This window comes from uncultured Corynebacterium sp., assembly GCF_902782855.1.
Taxonomy (GTDB): domain Bacteria; phylum Actinomycetota; class Actinomycetes; order Mycobacteriales; family Mycobacteriaceae; genus Corynebacterium.
The window spans coordinates 1-18,554 of record NZ_CACZOO010000134.1; the positions used below are offsets into that span (position 1 = coordinate 1).

An 18,554-nucleotide genomic window follows, 5' to 3' on the forward strand; every position below is an offset into this window, starting at 1 on the left:
CCGATCTGGTGGACGCCGCCGGTGACGACCCCGCCAACTGGACCCTGGCCGCGGGAGAGGCCGCCGACGAGGCGACCCTCGCCGACCTGGAGTTCGCGTGGCGCACGGTGCGTGCCGTGAAGTCCAACGCGATCCTGCTGGCCAAGGGCGGCGCCACCGTCGGTGTCGGCATGGGCCAGGTCAACCGGGTCGACTCCGCCAAGATCGCCGTCGAGCGGGCGAACACCCTGGCCGGTGACGAGAAGCGGTCCGTCGGGGCGGTCGCCGCGTCCGACGCCTTCTTCCCCTTCGCCGACGGCTTCGAGGCGCTGGCCGAGGCCGGTGTGACCGCCGTGGTCCAGCCCGGTGGTTCCGTGCGCGACCAGGAGGTCATCGACGCCGCGGTGAAGGCCGGGGTCACGATGTACCTCACCGGTGAGCGTCACTTCGCGCACTGATCCGGGGGCGACTCGCCGTCACAGTCAGTCGAGGACGGCGTCCCCGAGGAGCCGACAGACGGACAGCGCGAGCGCGCGGTCCAGCCGGTCGGCCTCCGGAAGCTCCGCGAGTGCCTTGGTGACACGGTACTTCACGGTGTTGCGGTGCACGTTGAGGGCCTCTGCGGCCCGGACGTGACTGTCCCCGGCGGCGTGGAAGGCATGGAGTGTCTCACGAAGCACCTCGTTCGTCTCGCCCGGGTCGGCGAGCGGACCGAGGATGTCACGGACCCAGTGACGGGTCTCCGCAAGATCCCTCGCCAGCATCCCGGTGATCGCCACCCCGCGGTCCGCGTAGCCGGTCACGGCCTCTCCGCCGGCGGTCCCAGCACCTGCCCCTGCACCTGACGCGACCGCGTAGGCGAGCCGGGCCTGCCGGTGGCTGCGGATGAAACCGTTGATCCCGGTACCGGGGAGACCCACCGCAGTCCTGATCTCCGGGGCGGAGCCACCCGACGGGCGGCGTGTCCGGGATCTGTCCGACGTCCGGGCGATGTCGCCGGAACCGACGGCCCGGGGCCGGGCGCCGAGTGGCAGCCACGCCCAGACGGTCTGCCGGTCGATGGTCGCGATGAGCGGCGCGCCGTCGCACCGGAGGTCCGAGGCGAGGGTCCGGGCGGTCCGGTGGATGTCACGGACGGTGACGGCGTCCCCGGTGGTGGAGAGGATCACCGCGAGATGCCGCTGGTCTGTTCGGTACCCTGTCTCACGCTCCAGGGGTACGGGATCCGGGTCGGGGGAGTCGAGGACCGAGAGGACGGCGGAGGTCAGGACCTGGGACTCCGCACCGAGCCAGCGACGGCGCTCGTCCTCGTAGGCCTGGAAGACGTACGAGGTGATCCAGTCGATGTAGTCGGCGAGGATGTCGGAGACATGCCCGGTGAACTGCATCGCGTCCGGGGTGTCCAGACCGAGGTCGTCCACCTGCCGGTACAGGTACCTCAGCAGCACGTTCTGCCCGATGTGGTACGCGCGTACCAGGGAGGTGGCGGGGACCTCCCGCTGGGCCAGTCGCATCGCGTACTCCACCGCCGCGGTGGTGGGGTGGAGGTTTCCGGTGGGGATGCCGTTGGCGAGGATGTGGATGATCGTGGTCACGTTGCCGTGGACGCTCGCGTCGAGCATGTCGTGGAGGGTCGCGTCGGCGTCCAACCGGTCGAGGGAGGACGCGATGGCGTTGGTGACCGCCGCTGTCGCCTCCTCCTCGTTGCAGCGGAGACGCCGCGCGATCTCGACGGTGTGCGCCCGCAGCGCGGCGTCCTCGAGCATCAGCGGGTCCTGACCGACGGACGGTGGGAGCGCAGGGAACGCAGCGCGGACTCGGCAGCGTGGTAGCCGCACATCCCGTGCACGCCGGCGCCGGGCGGGGTGGACTGCGAGCACAGGAACACCCCGGGCACTCCGGTGCGGTACGGGTCGACTGCGGCGCGGGGGCGGAACAGCATCTGCAGGCCGGCGTTGGATCCACCGATGATGTCGCCGCCGATGAAGTTCCGGTTGTGGACCGCCAGGTCGGCCGTCGAGGTGGAACGGGTCGCTACGACGGTGTCCCGGAATCCCGGGGCGAACCGCTCGATCTGCGAGATGACCGCTTCCGTGGCGTCCCCGTCGTAGCCGAAGGGGACGTGGGCGTAGGCGTAGACGGGGTTGACGCCGTCGCGGCTGCGTGTGGGGTCGGCGACGTACTGCTGGCCGAGCAGTACGAACGGGTGCTCCGCCATCGTACCGGCGGCGCGCTGCTTCTCGGTGGCCCGGATCTCAGCGAAGGACCCGCCGAGGTGCACCGTTCCTGCCCGGGCGCAGTCCGGGTTCGTCCACGGGATGTCCCCACGGACGGCGAAATCGACCTTGAAGGCGGCGGAGCCCATCCGGTACCGGCCGTAGGCTCTGCGGATCCGTGCTGGCATGAGGTCACCGTACAGGGACAGCGTCTGGGCGGGGGAGAGATCGAGCAGAACGAGGTCCGCCTCCGGGATGTCCGCCCGTGAGGTCACCGGGGAGCCGGTCTCCACCCGGACACCAGCGGCCGCCAGTGCACGGGAGAGTGCGGCGGCAATCTGACCGGACCCGCCCTCGGCGACCGGCCAGCCGTAGCGGTGGCCGCTGGCACCGATCATCAGTCCGAGGGACGCGGTCAGCGGGCGGTCAAGGTCGGTGTAGACGTGGGCGGCAATCCCGCCGTACAAGGCGCGTCCGGCGGGGGTGCGGAACACCTTGGCGAGGGCGGAGGCGGGGAGCAGTGCCCGGGGGCCGAAGGCGGCGAGGGCGAACGGGTGGTGGGGGACGTTGACGACGGGGCGCAGCAGGTCGTGGCCGAGACCGTCGAAGTTGCGGGCCAGGTCGCCGAAGACTGCTTTCCACCGCGGGCCGTCCGCGCCGAGGCCGGCGGCGGTGTCGGTGATGCTGCGGTGGAGCAGCCCGGCGGAGCCGTCGTCGAGCGGGTGGGCGCAGTCGAGGTCCGGCCATCGCCAGGTCAGGCCGTAGGACCCGAGGTCGACCTCCTTCCAGATCGGGGAGCCCACACCCATCGGGTGGAAGGCGGAGCAGGTGTCGTGGATGAGGCCGGGGAGGGTGAGCTCGGCCGAACGGGCCCCTCCACCGACCTCGTCCGCGGCCTCGATGACCAGGACGTCCACGCCGGTGCGGGCGAGGTGGAGGGCGGCGGCGAGGCCGTTCGGGCCTGCTCCGATGACGACGGCGCGGGTCACAGTGCCGACCCCGCGGGGACGCCGTCGTCATCGTCGGCGTGGGAGTCCACGACGTTTGTGGCGTCAGAAGCGTCCGCCGCGTCTGCGGTGGTGGAGGTGGTGGTCTCTCCGAGGTCGCGGTCCGCGACCCGTGGGATGTCCATGCGCTCGGTCACGGTGACCGGGATCGGACCGTTCGGCAGCCAGGGCTGCTCGGCGACGGCGTCGGCGACTTTCCAGGTGCCGCGTTCGATGACCCCGACGGCGGCGTCGATGACCATGTACTCCTGCGTGCCACGGTGGATCGGCTGGGACTCCACCCACACGACGATGAACTCGCCGGGCAGGAAGTTGCAGCGGCGCTGGAGTGCGTCGATGAGCTTCTTGTCGTGGAAGTGTCCGTCACCGAAGTTGAAGGCGACGAGGGAGTTGCAGGCGAACTCCGCCTCCCGCAGCGAGTAAGTGTCGATCTTCCGGCCGAGCTCGCGGTGCATGACGGAGAACAGGCCGCGTCCCTGGCTGTGCAACGAGCGCCAGCCCATCAACTGGTGCATCAGGATGTCAGCGACCTCCGGCGGATACACGGTGAGCAGCTGGGTACGGGTGTTCTTCGAGCCACGGATGACATGTTCGTCCAGCTTCTCCTCGGCACCGGGGGCGAAAGCCCAGACCGCGGCGGCCCAGTTGCCGGCGTACTGACGGGCGGAGGGGAGGAAGGAAACGAGGTCCGGACGCAGGTTGCCGAGCACCGGGAAAGCGAGGAGAACGACGGCGACGAGCATGATGGCCCAGGGGTGGGCGGCGTCGGTGACGGCGAAACCGTCCCAGGCGGGGTGTCCGACGAACAGTGCGACGGTGGTGAAAGCGAACAGGATGTTCCACTCCAGGGGCACCGCCAGCGGGAAGGTGGAGAAGATGAAGAGATGGAAGCAGACCATCAGTGCCGCGGCGGTGACGGTCACCCACAGGTTGGTGGAGAACAGGAGAACGACGGGGGTGACCACCTCCACGAGAGTACCGAGTACGTGGCCGATGCCGACCGCGGTCTTCGCGGGGCGGAGGTCGTGCGGGTGGTTCCGGTACAGCATCCGCTTGACGGCCTTGAACGGCAGCCACGGGGTGTTGGACATCATCGGGGGGATGACCATCGAGAAGTGGTGCCCGAATTTGGAGACTCCGGCTCCGACCCAGACGACGACGATGAGGAGTTTGAGGGCGATGATCATGTCGACGAACGGCAGGGCCGCGAAGAAGACGACGGCCGGGAGATACTGTTCGGCGCGCGCTCCGAGGAAGGGGATCTTGTCCCGCAGTCCGAGGACGACCAGCAACGCCGCGAGCGGCCACATGACCGCCGGTTGAACGAGACCGTGCTCACCGGCTCCGGCGGAGTCGGTGGCGGGCCAGACGATGCCGAGCACGAGGAGCACCTGAACAGCGGCGTAGACGGCGACATCGACGACGGTGCGGGTGTCTCCCCGGGTGAAGGGAACCTTGTCAGGCCAGGGGGCGAGTCGGATGGTGCCGGGTTTGAGCCAGAAGTGGAAGCCTCCGGTCATCGGGCTGAAGTGGCCGGCGAGGGGCCCCCATGAGCCGCCGAGTCCGAGTCCCTCGAGGAGGAAGGTCCACAGCAGCAGCTTCTGGTAGACGATCAGCTCGTCCCACCATTCGGCGATGTGCAGCGGGTTCATGCCGGATGTGAGGGTGGCGAGACAGACACCGGCGATGATGTGGAGGACGAGGACCTTGACGAGGTAGATCACGTTGATCATCTTTGGGGTGCCGAGCCCGTTCTCCGTCCAGTGGGTGCTGGTCGCCCGGATCCGGTCGGAGAAAGGTCGGTCGAGGAAGGTGGCAGGGTCGACGGGTGGGGGGTTCGAGTCTTTCAGTCCCATGGTGGATCTCCGTTCCGTTGGGTGGTTCTGGTGGGTGGTTCTGGCGGGGTCACGACGCGGCGGCGGTGCGCCGGACTCGCAACAGGTCACGCAGCGCGGGTTTATCGATCTTGCCGACCGGGTTGCGGGGTAGTTCGCCGACGATCTGGATGGTGCGTGGCAGTTTGATCCGGGCCAGCTGCGGGCGCAGGTGTTCGATGAGGTCGTCGCCGGTGATCTCCGCACCGGGGTAGCTGACGACGAAGGCGACCGGGACCTCGCCGAGAACGGGGTCGGGCTCGCCGACCACGGCGCATTCAAGGACGCCGGCGTGGGTGGTCAGGGCGGACTCGATCTCCTTGGGGTAGATGTTCTCTCCACCGCGGATGATCATGTCCTTCTTTCGGTCGATAAGGGTGAGGTAGCCGTCGACATCGAGAAAGCCGATGTCTCCGGTGTGCAACCAACCGTCCACGACCGTCTCGGCGGTGGCGTCAGGGCGATTGAGGTAGCCGCGCATGATGTTCGGTCCGCGGACGGCGACCTCTCCGGGCGTTCCTGTCGGCAGTGGTTCGCCCTCGTCGTCGAGCACGGCGATCTCCTGTCCGGGCAGGGCGACGCCGACGGTGCCCGGTCTGCGGACGCCGTGGCGGGGGTTGCACGTGGTGACGCAGGCGCCCTCGGTAAGCCCGTAGCCCTCGATGAGCGGGATGTCGAGGGCGGACTGCGCGGCCTCAATGAGTTCAGGGGAAGCGGGGGCGGCGCCGCAGATCGCGAAGTTCAGGGAGCTGGTGTCCGCCCCGGCGAGGTCCGGTGAAGTGACCAGCAGGGAGTAGATCGTCGGCACACCGGAGAAGTAGGTGGGCCGCAGCCGCTCAACGTCGGTGAAGAAGCGGCGTACCGAGAAGGTTCCGGTGATGCTGAGCTGGCCGCCGACGATCATCATCGGCAGGAAGCTGGCGTAGATCGCATTGGCATGGAACAGCGGCAGGATGAGCAGGGCGTGGTCATCGGCGGTGAAGCCCATGTGCTCCACGAGTGCGGTGGCTGTGGTCGCGATGTTGGCGTGGGTCTGTTGTACGCCCTTGGGACGGCCGGTGGAGCCGGAAGTGTAGATCAGCAGCGCGATGTCGGCGGGGCCGGGAGGCTCCGGGGCCAGCCAGGCAGGGTCGGGTTCCGTGTGCAGGTCGTCGCAGCCGAGGACGGTGCGGCCGGCGGCGGAGTGGCCGGGGGTGTCGCCGACGATGAGCCGGGCGTCGGAGTCCTCCAGCTGGTGACGGGCTTCTGTCTCGGTGAAACCGGGGTTGACCGGGGTCATGACTGCGCCTAGGCGCCAGGCTGCCATCATTGTCACGAGGATCTCGACACGGTTGGGTAGGAAGGTCGCGATGACGTCGCCGCGTCCCACACCGAGGTCGCGGAACTGCGCGGCGGCCGCGTCGGTGCGGCGGGCGAAGTCGCGGTATGTCAGGGTGGTGTCGTCGTCGCGGACACAGGGGAGGTCGCCGCGGTGGGCGAGATCCCAGGAGAAGTACGGGGAGAGGGGCACGGTGAAAACTCCGATCTTGAGTGTGATACAAAACACTATTGGTTACTTCCGGGGGTGGAAACGGCCCCGGAGGCCAGAGTTTCACCGACTTTTTGTACTGTCGAAACAAAACTGTGTGGCGGGTCGTGCAGGCCGGCCGTGAACTGCTGCACTCCAGTGACATGGCATATGTCCCGCAGCCCCCCGGACAGCGGCCGCACCACCGGGACCCCGATGAACGGGCTGGTCGGGGCCGGTCCGCCGTTGGTGCCGGTGAACTCGGTTATCGGGGCGGCTCCACCGGTCGTAGATCTGCCGGGCGCGCCGTCACTCCAGCGTCTCAGCCACACGCAGCGCCCGCTGCGCCGCGTTCATCCCGCACATGAAGTGGACACCACCACCCGGCGCGGTGGAGGAGGAGCACAGGTACACGCCGGGCACTCCGGTGTCGTAGGGGTGCAGCAGCCGCGGGCGGACCAGGAGCTGGCGTAGGTCACAGGCCCCGCCGGCGATGTCGCCGCCGATGTTGTTCGGGTTCTGCGCCACCACCGCCGGGGGAGCGGCCGCACAGCCGAGGACCCGTTGCCGGAAACCGGGGGCCTCCCGATCGATCTGTGTGGTGACCAGCTCAAGGGTCTGCTGTTCCGTGCCGTCCCATCCGGGCGGGACATGGGCGTAGGCCCACACCGGGTTCAGCGTCCGCCCGTCGGTCACCACCGACCGCGACGGGTCGGCGAGCCAGGGCTGGCCGACGAGGGTGAAGGGACGCTCCGGCAGCCGACCGTCCCAGCAGTCCTGTTCCGCCGCAGCGACCTGCTCCGCGGTCCCGCCCAGGTGCACGGTCCCGGCGCGCCGGGCGTTCACGCTGGTCCAGGGAATCCCACCCTCGATGACGTAGTCGACCTTCGCCACCGCCGGTCCCCGTCGGAACCGGCGCCAAGTCCGCGCCACCGACGCCGGGAGCCGACGTCCGAGGATCAGCGCCGCGGTCTCCACGGAGGTGTCGAGCAGGACGATGTCCGCGTCCGCCTGGGATAGGTCGGTGACCGGCGTGTCCGTGACGACACGGCCACCGAGTGATTCCAGTTCGCCGACCAGGGCATCCGTCACCGACTGTGCGCCGCCGACGGCGACGGGCCAGCCGTGGGTGTGCCCGGTGACGGCGAGCATCATCCCGGCGGCCGCCGATCCTGGGCGGGTCAGCGGTGTGAAGGCGTGGGCGGCGATACCGGCGAACAGTGCGCGGGCCTCCGGGGTACGGAACCGGCGCCAGGACCGGGACGCCGGTAGCCCCGCCTGTATCCCGAACCCGGCGAAGAGCAGCGGGTGCCGGGGGAGGTGCGCCATCGGCCGGAGGAACTCGTCGGTCACCGCGTCCGCCCGGGCGGCGAGCGGGCCGAAGGATGCCTGCCAGATGCGACCGTCTCTACCGGGAAGGCCTGCTGCCGTATCCGACACCGAGGTGTGCAGGGTGGCGCTGCGACGGCCGGTGAGGACATGCACGGCGTCCAGCGGGGCGGACGCGAACTCCAGTCCGCGGGTGGTGAGGGCGCCACCGAACTCCCGGAAGAAGGGGGCGGACCGCAGCAGGGGGAAGGTCGTCGCGCAGTGGTCGTGGACGGGCCCGTCAGAGAACCCGGGAACCGTCACGCCGCTGCGTAGTCCGCCACCGGTGGTCGGGGCCGCCTCGAGCACCGTGACCTGTAGTCCGGCCCGGGCGAGCACGAGGGCTGCAGCCAGTCCGTTGGGGCCTGACCCGACGACAGTGGCGGTGCGGGGTGGGCGGGGCATGCCGCCATCGTAGGGCCGGCCCTCACCCGTTGCGCCGGATTGCCCCGGACAGTGTTGTCCCCCAGGTCTCGACGACCTCGTCCCGGTGCCCCGAGTCGTCGATCAGTACCGAGGCCAGACCGAGCCCACGGGCGATGTCGAGGGTCATGCTGAGCATGCGGCGGGTGCGCCGGTCGGAGAGGTCCGCGTTGAGTGCCAGTGCGGCGAGCTGGTAGACCTCCCGACTGTAGCGCTCCTCCGCTGGCAGGATCACCGCCTTGAGCTGTGCATCGGAGGCCGCACCCGCCCACACCTGGACTGCCGCGTGGAAGAGGCTGTCGCTGAAGAACCCGAAGACCAGGTCCAGGACCTCGGTGACCGAGGCGCCCTCGGCGCCGGGGCGCAGTGCCGCCACCGCGTTGCGGAGCTGGTGGGTTCGCTCCGCGAAGAACTCGTCGATGGTGGCCTCGACCAGGGCGTCCCGGGTGGGGAAGTGGTGCTGGGCCGCGCCACGGGACACCCCGGCGCGTTGGGCGACCCCGCTGACCGTGGTGGCGGTGAGACCGTGGTCGGTGAGGGTGGCCAGCGCGGCGTCCAGCAGCCGTCGGCGGGTTTCGCGGCTGCGGTCCTGCTGGGGTTCGCGGGGCATGTGTCCTCCTGTCGCGGGGTGTTCGGTGGTGCTTTCTGCCGGTTGCTCGTGCCCCACCACCGTACCGGTGCCGCGTCAGGGCGAGACATTCCGGGGAGTTCCGTGACCGCGGTGGAATGCCCGTACCCGGTCCCGGAAGTCGTCGGTGGCGGCGATCTCGCACATGGCGTCCGCCTCGGCCTCGAGTCGGGCGGCGAGGACGTCGGGTGATTCACGGAGGAGTCGCTTCGTGGCCGCCGCTGCGGCGGTCGGGATGCCCAGCAGGGTGTGGACATGCCGTCCCACGGCGTCCCGGAAGTCCCGGTCCGGGTGGACATGGCTGACCAGTCCCAGGTCGGCCGCCTCTGTCGCGGAGAGGTGGGGGTTCTCGGTGTACAGCCGGTACGCGGTGGCGGGACCGGACAACCTGGACACTGCGGCGGTGAATCCGGTGTCCGGCGGGGCGCCGATGGCGGAGAACGCGGGGACGAATCTGGCGGATTCCGTGGCGACGACCAGGTCCGTCCCCAACGCCAACCCCATTCCACCCCCGGCGGCGGTGCCGTTGACGGCGGCGAGCACAGGTTTCGGCATCGTGGCGATCGACAGGACGGCCCGGTTGAGTGTCGTGACCACGGCGCGCACCGGTGTCGCGGGATCGGCGAGCGCGCCGAGGTCTCCTCCGACGCTGAAGATGCGACCTCGGCCGGTGAGCACCACGCACCGGATCGCCGGGTCGTCGGCGACCGTGGCGAGGTGCGTCGCCAGCGATTCAGCGCAGGCGAGGTCCACGGACCTGTGTTCGAGGGTGATCCACGCCGTGTCCGGTAGTGTGTTGACGCGGGTGCAGGTCACAGGTGTGGTCGGGGAGTTCACGCGGGGTGCGGACATGTCATCGTCCCCCGGGGTGGACGCCGGCGGCTGCGGGGTCTGACGCGGCACGGAGATAGGGGGCCCGCAGGTCGCGTTTCAGGATCTTTCCGCTGGCGTTGCGGGGGAGTTCGTCGACCACGTCGACGGAGCGTGGGCATTTGAATCCTGCCAGGCGTTCGCGGGTGAAGGCGATGATGTCCGTGGTGGGCACCTGATCGTTGAGGACGACGACCGCCTTCACCGTCTCCACCCAGTGGGGGTCGGGGATCCCGATGACTGCGGCGTCGTCAACCGCCGGGTGTTCGAGCAGTACGCGTTCGACCTCCGGACCGTAGACGTTCTCGCCACCGGTGATGATCATGTCCTTCAACCGGTCCTCACAGTAGATGAACCCGTTCCCGTCGACACGGCCGATGTCACCGGTGTGGATCCATCCGTCGACGACGGTCTGTGCCGTCGCGTCGGGATGGTTGAGGTAGCCGTCCATGATCTGGGGACTGCGGAAGCACAGTTCACCGCTGGTACCGACCGGCACCTCCTCTCCGGTTTCGGTGTCGAGTACCCGGACCTCCGCCTCCGGTACCGGGCGACCGCTGGTCAGCAGCAGATGGGGGCGGTCTGGATCCCGGTGGAACTGCGGTTGCAGCGTGGCGACCACGCCGCACAGCTCCGTCTGGCCGTAGACCTGGACGAATCCGACACCGGGCCAGGTGTCCAACGCGTTGCGGAGCAGTGACAGGGGGGTGGGGGACGCCCCGTACCCCAGGATCTTGAGCTTCGCCACGGCCTCGTGGGCGGGGGCCCCGGCCTCGAGCAGGGTCTTGATCACCGGTGGCACGAGGAACGCATGGGTGGCTCCGGAGTGGAGGGCGCCGATCAGCGAGGGGCCGTCAGGGTTGCGCAGGATGATGCTGTCGACCCCCTCCCTGATCCCGAAGAACGCGTAGCAGACCCCGCCCACGTGGAAGAACGGCATGGCCACCAGGTTGACGTCACCGGTGTCGAAGGGGAAGCTCTGGCCGACGTTGCGGGTGTGCGCCACCAGCGACCGTTGGTTGAGCACCACCCCTTTGGGGCGGCCCGTGGTTCCCGAACTGTAGATCACCAGGGCGGTGTCGTCCGGTCGTGCATCGACCGGGACGGGGGAGGCCTCCCTGAGCATGGTCTCGTACTGGCCGTCGGGGTCGTCGTCGAGCAGGATGACGGCGGTCAGTTCCGGGCACAGGTCCGGGAGTTCGGCGGCGATCCCGGCGAACTCCTCGCCGGCGATGAGCAGGTGCGCCCCGGAGTCTTCGAGTGCGTACCGGACCTCGTCGAGACTGTACCGCCAGTTGAGGACCGCGGCCGCGGCGCCGATCGACGCGGCGGCGAAAACCAGGTCGAGGAGCACGGGGTGGTTCCTGTCGAGGAAGGCGACGCGGTCCCCGCGTCCGATGCCGTGGGCGGTGAGGAGACCGGCGAGGTCGTGGATGCGGCTTCTCCAGTCGGACCAGGTGATGCTGCGGTCCCCGTAGCGCAGGGCTCCGGCATCGGGGGTTTTGTCAGCCCAGGTGTCGATGAAGTCGATGAGGAGCTCGTCGGGCGTTCCGCGGCGTTGTTCGAGAGGTGTCATGGGGTTCTCCTTGGGAGTCGTCGGTTGTCGGTGGTAGGGGGTGTCGCGTCTCGTGGACGTCTCTCGGGTGCCTGTCAGCTCCGGTCCTGGATGATGAAGTCGGCGCAGCGCTCGCCGATCATCGCGGCCGGTGCATGGGTGTTCCCGCGGATGACGGTGGGCATCACCGAGGTATCTGCGACGCGGAGGTTCTCCACGCCGTGGACCTTCAGCCGGGCGTCGACCACGCCGTCCTCCGGAGTGCCCATCCGGGCGCTGCAGGCCGGGTGGTAGGTGTGCTGGGCGGTGGTCCGGATCCACTGCCGTAGCCCGTCACGGCCGGGGAAGGCCGGCCCCGGTGTGATCTCATCCCCGATGACGCCGGCGCGACGGGCGTTGGCGGCCACGTCGCGGGCGTACTCGATGCCGTCGATCATCTCGGTGAACTCGTGGTCGCGGGAGAACATGTTGTAGGTGACGACAGGTTTCCGGGACGGGTCGGCGGAGGCGATTCTGACGGTTCCCCTGCTGGAGGGGGTGAGGTAGGACAGGGCCATGGTCGCTGCGGGGACTTCCCAGGCCTGTGCCCCGTGCTGGTAGAAGAAGGACGGGGACAGCACGATCTGGAAGTTCGGGGCGGGCATGGTGGACTCTGTCCGTATGTGGATGCCGCCTTCAGCGATGTTGCTGGTCAGTTTTCCCCGACGTCGGAGCAGCCATCTCGCGAGGTGTCTCGGGTCGGAGATGTCGTGGAGTCCGGTGTAGCCCTTCTTGAGCTCGAATGTCACGTAGGTCAGCGGATGCTCCATGAGGTTCTGGCCGACGGCCGGGAGGCTGACGTTCGTGGGGATGCCGAGCGGGGACAACAGTTCGGGGTCACCGATACCGGAGTGCTGCAGGACGGCGGGGGTGTTGAACGCCCCGCCGGAGACGATCACTTCGCCGCGGGCGTGGATCCGTTCGACCGGTCCGTTGCCGCTCTGCACCTCGACGCCGAGCGCCCGTCCGTTGTCGAGGATGATCCGGTGGACCAGGGTTTTGCTGCGGATGGTGAGACTGCGGTTGTTCCTGAGGGGCGTCAGGTAGGCGTCCGCGCTGGTGAACCGGGCCCCGTTGTGCTCGATGACCTGGAACGCGCCTGTCCCGTCCTGGACGGCGCCGTTGAAGTCGGGGTTTCGCCGCACCCCGGTACCCGCTGCCGCGTCGATCAGTGCGAGGGTGACAGGGTCGATGTCGGTGATACGGCGGACGTGCTGTGGTCCGGTGCTGCCGTGGTAGCTGTCATGGATGTCCCGGTTGTTCTCGCCGCGACGGAAGACGGGGAGGACGTCGTCGTACGACCATCCTTCGGCACCGTGGGAGGCCCAACTGTCGTAGTCGAGCCGGTTGCCCCGCAGGTAGATCAGTGCGTTCATGCCACTGGATCCGCCGAGCATCCTGCCGCGGGGGGAGTGGAGCATGCGGCCGTTGAGGTGTGGTTCGGGGGCTGTCCAGTAGTCCCAGTCCAGCGGGCCGTGGAACTGTTTCGGGAAAGCGGCGGGGGCTTTCACCGACAGTCGGCGGCTGTGGCCTCCGGCTTCCACGAGCAGGACCGAGGATGTGGCGGCGAGACGGGCGGCGACGGCACAGCCCGCAGAGCCGGCGCCGATGACGATGTAGTCGTAATCATGTGACATGAATCACTCCTTTTCTCATGGAACAAGTCAAGCATGATTGTTTACTGCCGACAATGTCCCGGCCCCTAGACTTCTGGCGCGAATATTGGGTTCAAGCACAAACATTCTGCTAGGGTGGTGCCGTGACCTACTCATTCGAGATCGGACCAGAAGTGCTGATATCCAGCCTCGATGAGGATGGACGGGCTCTCGTCGCCGATGTGGCCGATGGTCTCACCGGCGAGGTTGAGTCCATCTGTGATGCGATCAACGCGCGCGTCAGAGCCGAGGTCCCGGCGCTCTCGGGGGTACAGAAACCACTTCTCGACGCCATGGACCGATCAACAACGTCCAATATCGAGGTGTTGCGCAGGATGCTGGCGGAGTGGACGATCCCCCGCGACGCCACCGCGCCGCCTGAAGCGGTGAGCTGGGCGGTGGAACTGGCACGGCACTCCGTGCCGGTGGAGACCCTGCTGCAGATCTACCGCATCGGGCACGCCGGCTTCTGGCACATCTGGTCACGGTCGCTGGCTGAACGGGTCAGCGACACCCGCGAGTTGGGTGCAGTCTCCGCTGCGACCTCGGCATTCCTCTTCGCCTACATTGAATCCGTCACCGCCGAACTGGTCAGTGCGCACGAGTCCGAGCGGTGGCACGTCCTCCACCGGGATCAGGCCCTGCTCCTCTCGGAGGTGTCCCGTGTCCTCTCCGGTGACCGGGTCGCGGTGCCTGACTCGTCACGGCGGTTGCGCTACCGGCTCGGGTCACGGCACCAGGGATTCATCCTGTGGTTGCCCGGGGAGCAGGAGGAGTGGACGGGTGGGACCGGGGCGGAGGATGCCGCAGCGGGGATCGCGCTGCGGCACGCCGCCACAGTGGTCACCTCCGGCGCCCGGGGTTCCCTCGTGGTGCCCGGAGGGCCGGAGCGTGACATGCTGTTCGGGTGGGTCGAGCTGGGCCCCGGGGAAGACGGGAAGACTGGCGCGGGGAGCGCGGCGGGAATCGACCGGATCGACCCTGACACTCTCGGTGGGGTCCACGCGGCGATCGGTGACCCGGGATCCGGGGTGGAGGGTTTCCGCCGGACCCACCGGCAGGCCGGCAGTGCCCGACGCCTCGCGATGCTCTCCACGGTCGTCACCGAAGGCGCAGTCCGGCAGGGCCGGCAGGAACGGCAGGGCCGGATCATCCGCTTCCGTGACACGGCGGTGGAGACGCTCCTCACCGCCGACGGGGTCGCGGCCCGGGACTTCATGGAACAGGTGCTGGGTGGGGTACTGCGGGCCACGGACGCCGATGTCCTGCTGGAGACCGTGGCCGTCTACCAGCAGGAGGGGCTCAGCCTGAGGAGAGCTGCGGAGCGACTGTCGGTCCATCCCAACACCGTGTCGTACCGGGTGTCGAAGGTCACCGGTGTCACCGGCGACCGGGACGCCGGCTCCCTCCGGCTGCGGGCGGCCGTCGCGCTGGCGGTACGGTTCCGCTGACCGGCGCCCGAGTCCCGCCTCCGCAGGGGAGGGGCGGCGGGGTCAGACGGTGTAGCCGAGTCGTCGGGCGGTGAGTTCCCTGAGGATCTCCACGGTGCCGCCACCGATACCGTTGACCCGGATGTCGCGGTACTGGCGTTCCACCTCGGTGCCGTCCATGAACCCGGCACCCCCGAACAGCTGGACCGCCTCGTTCGTCACCTGTTCCCCGATCTCCGTGCAGGTGTTCTTCGCGAAGCACGCCTCGGTGACGAGGTCTGTCTCCCCGTCGTCCCAGCGGTCGATGATCGCGCGGGTGTAGGTACGGGCGATGTCGACCTTCCGTGCCATGTCCGCGAGTGTCATCTGGATGTGCTGGCGGGAGATCAACGGAGCCCCGAACGTCTCCCGGTCCCGGCACCACTGCACGCTGAGATCGAGACAGCGCTGGGCCTGGCTGTACGCCTGTACCGCCATCGTGAGCCGTTCGGTGACGAATCCGAGGGAGATCAACCGGAAGCCGGTGTTCTCCTCCCCGATGAGATTCGTGGCCGGGACCCGGACGTCGTCGAAGGACAGTTCGGCGGTGTCCGAGCAGCGCCAGCCCATCTTCGTCAGCTTCCGGGTGACTGTGAACCCCGGTGTGTCGTTCTCGACGACGATGAGCGAGACACCGCCGGCCCCCGGCAGGTCCGGGCCTCCGGTGCGTGCCGCGACCACGGTGAAATCGCCGCGCACCGCCGAGGTGATGAACGTCTTCGAGCCGTTGATGACGTACTCGTCGCCGTCGCGCCGGGCAGTGGTCCGCAGATGGCCGACATCGGAACCTCCCCCGGGTTCGGTGATGGCCAGGGAACCGATGCGCTCCCCGGAGAGGGCGGGACGCACGTAACGGTCGATGAGGTCATCATCACCTGCCGCGATGATGTGGGGGCAGGAGATCGCGACGGTGAAGAGGGCGGGTTCGACACCGGCTGCGGCACCCGCCTCGTGCATCGCCTCGATGATGGAGGCGAACTCGCGGAAACCGGCACCTCCGCCACCGACTCTCTCGGGGAAGTCGATGCCGAGGAACCCGAGCTTCCCCGCGGCAAGGGACAGCTCGCGTGGAATCTCTCCGTCTGCCTCCCACGCGTCCTGGTGCGGAAGGATGTTGCTGCGGGTGAACTCGGTCGCGAGGTCACGGAGCGCCGTGATCTCGAACGAGCTCCAGTCCTGGTGGCTCATAGGTGCGTCCCTTTCGTGGGTTTATCAGTCATGAATGATCTCTTTACGGGCCGGCGGAACAGCTGCGCGGGGGGTCCTCAGTCGGGCCCGTCGTCCATGAATTCCACGCCTTGGCCTGTCGGGGTAGTCAACTCCCCCGACGGGCGCGGTAAGCGCCGGGACTGTGATGTTTCCGGGCGCCGGTGAGGGGACTTCTTCTGGTGTGCGCTGTCTCACATCGTAGATATGTGGCCTACACAAAGCAAGCACTTGTAACTGGTTTTCCACTAGGATAGGTTCAGCAGCAATGCAGTGAGATGAGTCACATCACCAGAGGTGACCGGGTAGCGCTGCTGACCAGGAACTCCATCGAGTCCATGGAGATTCTCCCGGCGGTCGCCACACTCGGCGCCATCTCGGTGCCGGTGAACTACCGGCCCGCCCCACGGGAGAGCGAGTTCATCCTCGCCGACAGTGAAATGCGGCGCGCCGGCAAGGAATCTGAGCTGGAGACCACGGTGACGCGCGGCTCCCCGGAACGGGTCAACCGGGACGTTCGTGAGAACGACGGCTGCATGATCATGTACACGTCCGGGACCACGGGACACCCCCCCTCACCGGAGAGGACCTCCAGGCCTGGCTGCGGGGCAACCTCGCGGGGGTTCAAGATCCCGGAGGTCCTCAAACGGCAGCTGCGTGAGCAATGGACGGGAAGCGTCTCAGCAGTCGACCGCTGATCCCCGTCCCGTCCGCATCAGACGTTGCGGGCGTTCTTCCTGCCGGCGTCCAGTACCCTGTGCCGGGGCCCGCGGCAGCGGGGAATTCCGGTACAGGTCACGGCATCCAGGCCGGGGCACGCTTCTCGAGGAAGGCGTGCATGCCCTCCTTCGCCTCGGGGGAGCTGAACAGGGAGGCGGAGAGCCGGGACAGCTCCGCGCCGTCGTGGTCGAACCGTGCGAGGATATCCGCGGTGAGCAGGGCCTTCGTCTCGCGCAGCCCCTGGGGTGAACAGCGCAGCAGTTGGTCGGCGAGTTCCTCGGCGCGGGTCGTCGGATCGACGGTGCCCTCGGTGACCTCGGTGACCAGGCCGTAGCGCAGGGCGTCCGCCGCGGAATAGACGTCGCCGAGGAGGAGATGGCGGGACGCCGCGCGGGCGTCCATCCGCGGCAGCACGGTCAGGGCGATCATCGCCGGAGCGACCCCGATCCGGGTCTCGGTGGTGCCGAACGAGGAGCCCCGGGAGGCGACGACGATGTCGCAGGCGGCGGCGAGGCCCACACCACCGGCGCGGACACTGCCGTCGACGGCGGCGATGACGGGCTTCGGGCAGGCGACGACGGCGCGCAGAACGCTGATGAACCGGCCCGCAGCCTCCGCCATGTCGCTTCCCTCGGCCGCGGAAAGATCGGCACCGGCGCAGAAGGTCGGCCCGGTGTGGGAAAGGACCACGCTGCGCACCGTGACGTCGACGGCGGCCCGGGCCAGCGCGGCGGCGAGGTCGTCGAGCAGGGCGGGGGACAGGGCGTTGCGCCTGGCCGGTTCGTCGAGGACGATACGGGCGGCTCCGGCGCGGGATTCGTAGGTGACGGGCACAGTGGTTCCTCTCGGGTGGGTTTCCGGTCAGTAGCTCTTGGGCAGGCCCAGGATGTTCTGGGCGACGTAGTTGAGCAGCATCTCCCTGCTCACCGGGGCGATCCGCGGCAGTCGGGAGACGGCGAACAGACGGGCCAGCCCGTACTCGCTCGACAGTCCGTTGCCGCCGAGGGTCTGCACCGCCTGGTCGAGGGCTTTCGCGGAGATCTCCCCGGCGGCGTACTTCGCCATGTTCGCCGCGGCCGCCGCGCCCCGCCGGTCCCCGCCGTCGGCGAGGGCTGCAGCATGGCGGCCCATCTGGCGGGCAAGCTCCAGCTCGATGTGACACCTGGCCAGCGGGTGGGAGATTCCCTGGTGGGCGCCGATCGGGGTGCCCCACACCGAACGCTCCCTCGCGTAGGCCACCGCCTTGTCCAGCGCGTAGCGGGCGGTCCCGGTCGCCATCGCGGTGGCGATGATCCGCTCCGGGTTAAGCCCGGTGAACAGCTGATCCAGGCCGGTGGAGATGTCGCCGATCAAGGCGTCCGCGGGCAGCTGCACGTCGTCGAGGAAGAGCTGGAACTGTTCCTCGGCGAGCGTGACCTCCATGGGGATCGGGGTCGCGGTGAACCCGCCGGCATCGGTCGGCACCATGAACAGGCAGGGACGGCGTACCCCGGTGTCGGCGTCCTCGACGCCCGCCACCACGAGTACGGCATCGGCCCGGTCGACCCCTGAAATGAAGGTCTTCTGTCCGCGGAGGACCCACCCTCCGGTCCCCTCGTCGCGACGGGCGGTGGTGGCGATCCGGTGGGTGTTGGTGCCCGCGTCGGGTTCGGTGATCCCGAAGGCGCTGATGATGTCGCCGGAGGCGATGCCCGGCAGCCAGCGCCGCTTCTGGTCGTCGGTGCCGTAGGTGGCGATGATCGTGCCGCAGATCGCGGGAGAGACCACGAGCATGAGCAGGGCCGAACCGCACGCGGCGAGTTCCTCCTCGACGATGAAGAGCTCCTGGAGGCCGGCGCCGCCCCCGCCGTACTCCTCGGGCAGGCTCACCCCGATCAGTCCCAGCCGGCCGGCCTCCCGCCACAGTTCGGTGGGGTAGTCGCCGGCGTCGGCGCAGGCGGTCATGTAGGCGACACCGTAGGTTGTGCCGAGGGTGCGGACGACCTCGCGCAGGGCCCGGTGCTCCTCGTTCTCGTGGACGGTCAGGGTGATCTGGTCG

14 protein-coding genes and 1 pseudogene are annotated in these 18,554 nt (G+C 68.8%); 3 read left to right on the forward strand and 12 right to left on the reverse strand.

Features of this window, described 5'->3' with window-relative positions; translation table 11 throughout:
- A pseudogene (purH, locus tag QZV72_RS06045) lies at window positions 1-437 on the forward strand (bifunctional phosphoribosylaminoimidazolecarboxamide formyltransferase/IMP cyclohydrolase); the annotation flags it as partial.
- Window positions 438-461: 24 nt separating this feature from the next.
- On the opposite strand, the gene QZV72_RS06050 reads toward purH, so the two are convergent.
- From QZV72_RS06050 to QZV72_RS06090, 9 genes are all read right to left on the reverse strand, one after another.
- Window positions 462-1,745, reverse strand: coding sequence for a CdaR family transcriptional regulator (locus QZV72_RS06050; RefSeq protein ID WP_297006295.1), 1,284 nt, complete (start codon window positions 1,743-1,745; stop codon window positions 462-464).
- Window positions 1,745-3,184, reverse strand: a complete 1,440-nt coding sequence (locus tag QZV72_RS06055) for an NAD(P)/FAD-dependent oxidoreductase (protein ID WP_297006297.1) — start codon at window positions 3,182-3,184, stop codon at window positions 1,745-1,747. The genes QZV72_RS06050 and QZV72_RS06055 overlap by 1 nt, the downstream gene beginning before the upstream one ends.
- Window positions 3,181-5,058: a DUF3556 domain-containing protein gene (locus tag QZV72_RS06060; RefSeq protein WP_297006299.1), complete on the reverse strand. Its 1,878-nt coding sequence runs from the start codon at window positions 5,056-5,058 to the stop codon at window positions 3,181-3,183. Before QZV72_RS06060 ends, QZV72_RS06055 begins: the two co-directional genes overlap by 4 nt.
- 49 nt (window positions 5,059-5,107) lie before the next feature.
- Window positions 5,108-6,586, reverse strand: a complete 1,479-nt coding sequence (locus tag QZV72_RS06065) for a class I adenylate-forming enzyme family protein (protein ID WP_297006301.1) — start codon at window positions 6,584-6,586, stop codon at window positions 5,108-5,110.
- A gap of 306 nt (window positions 6,587-6,892) precedes the next feature.
- Window positions 6,893-8,356 carry an NAD(P)/FAD-dependent oxidoreductase gene (locus QZV72_RS06070; protein WP_297006303.1) on the reverse strand — a complete coding sequence of 488 codons (1,464 nt, stop codon included), beginning with the start codon at window positions 8,354-8,356 and terminating at the stop codon, window positions 6,893-6,895.
- Window positions 8,357-8,378: 22 nt separating this feature from the next.
- A complete protein-coding gene (locus QZV72_RS06075) occupies window positions 8,379-8,984 on the reverse strand; it encodes a TetR/AcrR family transcriptional regulator (RefSeq protein WP_297006305.1) in 606 nt (201 codons plus the stop codon).
- 75 nt (window positions 8,985-9,059) lie between these two features.
- Complete coding sequence (locus QZV72_RS06080; protein WP_297006307.1) at window positions 9,060-9,854, reverse strand: enoyl-CoA hydratase/isomerase family protein; 795 nt, start codon at window positions 9,852-9,854, stop codon at window positions 9,060-9,062.
- A 1-nt stretch (window position 9,855) separates the two neighbouring features.
- The gene (locus QZV72_RS06085; protein ID WP_297006308.1) at window positions 9,856-11,448 is read right to left on the reverse strand and encodes an AMP-binding protein; all 1,593 of its coding nucleotides are present in this window, start codon (window positions 11,446-11,448) and stop codon (window positions 9,856-9,858) included.
- A gap of 74 nt (window positions 11,449-11,522) precedes the next feature.
- Window positions 11,523-13,103, reverse strand: coding sequence for a GMC family oxidoreductase (locus QZV72_RS06090; RefSeq protein WP_297006310.1), 1,581 nt, complete (start codon window positions 13,101-13,103; stop codon window positions 11,523-11,525).
- Between the two features lie 122 nt (window positions 13,104-13,225).
- Between QZV72_RS06090 and QZV72_RS06095 the strand changes: the two genes are divergently transcribed.
- A complete protein-coding gene (locus QZV72_RS06095) occupies window positions 13,226-14,572 on the forward strand; it encodes a CdaR family transcriptional regulator (RefSeq protein ID WP_297006312.1) in 1,347 nt (448 codons plus the stop codon).
- 42 nt (window positions 14,573-14,614) lie between these two features.
- Here QZV72_RS06095 and QZV72_RS06100 read toward each other — a convergent pair whose 3' ends face one another.
- Window positions 14,615-15,778: an acyl-CoA dehydrogenase family protein gene (locus tag QZV72_RS06100; RefSeq protein ID WP_297006314.1), complete on the reverse strand. Its 1,164-nt coding sequence runs from the start codon at window positions 15,776-15,778 to the stop codon at window positions 14,615-14,617.
- Between the two features lie 296 nt (window positions 15,779-16,074).
- On the opposite strand from QZV72_RS06100, the gene QZV72_RS06105 reads away from it, so the two are divergent.
- Complete coding sequence (locus QZV72_RS06105; protein WP_297006316.1) at window positions 16,075-16,494, forward strand: AMP-binding protein; 420 nt, start codon at window positions 16,075-16,077, stop codon at window positions 16,492-16,494.
- Window positions 16,495-16,591: 97 nt separating this feature from the next.
- On the opposite strand, the gene QZV72_RS06110 is transcribed toward QZV72_RS06105, so the two are convergent.
- Together QZV72_RS06110 and QZV72_RS06115 are read right to left on the reverse strand one after the other, a co-directional pair.
- Complete coding sequence (locus QZV72_RS06110) at window positions 16,592-17,350, reverse strand: enoyl-CoA hydratase family protein (RefSeq protein WP_297006318.1); 759 nt, start codon at window positions 17,348-17,350, stop codon at window positions 16,592-16,594.
- A 27-nt stretch (window positions 17,351-17,377) separates the two neighbouring features.
- The gene (locus QZV72_RS06115; protein WP_297006336.1) at window positions 17,378-18,541 is read right to left on the reverse strand and encodes an acyl-CoA dehydrogenase family protein; all 1,164 of its coding nucleotides are present in this window, start codon (window positions 18,539-18,541) and stop codon (window positions 17,378-17,380) included.
- Between the last annotated feature and the right edge of the window lie 13 nt (window positions 18,542-18,554).